General features: G+C 44.0%; 2 protein-coding genes. One reads left to right on the forward strand and one right to left on the reverse strand.

Going from position 1 to position 2,117, the window contains the following annotated elements:
• Positions 1-245: 245 nt before the first annotated feature.
• Positions 246-362, forward strand: coding sequence for a ribbon-helix-helix protein, CopG family (locus tag OKC40_RS23020; protein ID WP_442865913.1), 117 nt, complete (start codon positions 246-248; stop codon positions 360-362).
• A gap of 58 nt (positions 363-420) precedes the next feature.
• On the opposite strand, the gene OKC40_RS22240 is transcribed toward OKC40_RS23020, so the two are convergent.
• Positions 421-1,746 carry a tyrosine-type recombinase/integrase gene (locus OKC40_RS22240; RefSeq protein ID WP_270797006.1) on the reverse strand — a complete coding sequence of 442 codons (1,326 nt, stop codon included), beginning with the start codon at positions 1,744-1,746 and terminating at the stop codon, positions 421-423.
• Between the last annotated feature and the right edge of the window lie 371 nt (positions 1,747-2,117).

Here is a 2,117-nt window from a genome sequence, read left to right on the forward strand (position 1 = left end):
GCGATTAAATCAGATCACAAACGAAGCCTTTTTTCTATCTATTTCAATTGGTTGTAGCTAAAGATCCTGTACATGAGTGCTAAATAGCACTGCGGCTCAAAAAGATGATCTCATTTCATTTTTTGATGTTTTAAGCGTCGTCAATATAGACAGGTACAAACTTCTAGTTTCCAACATAAAAAAAGGCATGGAGCCAAAAAGTATATCGCGATAAAAATTTAGAGAAAAAACAATACAGTATTAACATGAGCAAAGACATAGGCGATATTCTTGACGAACTAAGCCAAGTAGAAAACAAAAATAAAAATGCTATCATAGAAGAATTGATTAGAGAAGCATACGCAAAACAGTGTTCAATATAAATAAAATGGACTAAATGATAAAATCATTTAGTCCATCACTCAACATTATCATAGCCACTTACTTTCTATTAAAACTCAACTTCACAACGTTATTGAATACTGTTTCAGCAACAGGCTCTTGCATCACCTCATCAGCTACCAGTCTCCCCCAATTAATCCAGACAAGTCGGGTTTTCTCGGCATGACGTGAGCGGTGATAAGTTCTAATAAGTTTGTTAATGGGTGTGTGATTCAAGCAAAGCTCAATTACCCTTTCCTCAGTATCCAGTCTTTCCGCCCAGTTAGTTGCAGCACTTCGACGTAAATCATGAATAGTAAATGGCTCCATATCAGATAGAGAGCGAGCAATGAATCGTCTTAGTGCTCGTGTAATTGAATCGACTAATATTGGCTCTATTTCATCTGTTTTTGGCCGATCTGATTCAAATACAAAATCACCATTGGAATACTGTCCCTGAACTTCAATTACTGATCTTGCTTGAGGAGAAATAAAGACTGTATGAGCTCTACCATTTTTCGTTTCTGGAATGGTCCATATATCATCTTTGATCTGTGAAAAACGCATATTGGCGACTTCACTACGCCGACATCCGGTCAGTATCAATAGCTTGATCGCATTCGCTGCAGGCAGAGAAATAGTGGCATGGCGAGAAACGCCCCGTCCCCCAGCTGCCAGGCTGCCACCGCTCCCCAAGTCCTCATCAATGGCCTTCCATAACCTGCGCAATTCGGGGACTGTCAGCCATCGCTCTCTTGGCGAACCGGCACTGGCACCAAAATCTTTTGGGCGTAACAGTCTCGCAGGGTTGGCCTCGATCAGACAGTGCACCACCGCATAATCCAACATCTGGTTCAGCGTTCCCAACCCTTTACGGGTTTCGTCTTTTGTTGCGCGCCTGGTTATCTCTAACGCTTGTGCCAAGTGGGCACGAGTCAGATCGATTAAGCGAATATTGCCCAGGGTTTTCTTGAGATGACGATTCCAACGATCCTGATGACATTGGAGGGTTTTGGGTTTGACGACCTGAGCAACACGTTGCGCATCGAGCCATCGTCCGAGTAACTCATCCATCGTCAGAGCCGTTTCATTTTTAGCCTTTTCTTGTGCCGCAAACTTGGTGGGGTCAATGCCCCGCTTCACAAGCTGCACGGCTTTCCCATGCTCCTCTCTAGCTTTAGCCAGAGTCAGGGCAGGATAACTCCCCAGCAACAATTCGCCTTCACTACCACCAATCTTGAAGCGATATACAAAACGCTTGAGGCCACTTTCACGGATTTCTATCTTGAGCCCACCACCATGCTTCGATTGAATCGCATAGCGCTTCACTTTAACCCCTTCAACTGGCTTGAGTGACGAGACCTCCAAGTCTTTACTTATCGCCATCCGTACCCCTCCTCGTACCCCTCCAACGCAGTGCATTGGAGTGAGACTTCATGAAACCACTGGATACAAACATATTAAGTAACATGCTGTTTTTAATCAAAATAAAATCTCATATAAAACCAACTGATTCTATATGAAACTAATAACATCTAGACTCCTAAGGGACAGGCCACTGGTTCGACTCCAGTCGGGAGCGCCATATAAAACAAGGGGTTAGCATCATCATGATGCTAACCCCTTGGTCGTTTTTGGCCTGGGGTACCACACGGGGTACCACAGCGCGCATTCCATAGCTAACCTGAACTCGGGATAAAAAACGGCGTAAAAAATGAACTCAATGCCCGTTCCAAGATCTGATCCTGCAGTGACAA

The sequence above is a fragment of the Aeromonas sp. QDB11 genome, from assembly GCF_027705265.1.
Lineage (GTDB): Bacteria > Pseudomonadota > Gammaproteobacteria > Enterobacterales > Aeromonadaceae > Aeromonas > Aeromonas allosaccharophila.

What these genes read in the sequence shown, in the direction of transcription:
- OKC40_RS23020 (WP_442865913.1), top strand. Translation starts at nt 246, where the DNA reads ATGAGCAAAGACATAGGCGATATTCTTGACGAACTAAGCCAAGTAGAA.
- OKC40_RS22240 (WP_270797006.1), bottom strand. Translation starts at nt 1,746, where the DNA reads ATGGCGATAAGTAAAGACTTGGAGGTCTCGTCACTCAAGCCAGTTGAA.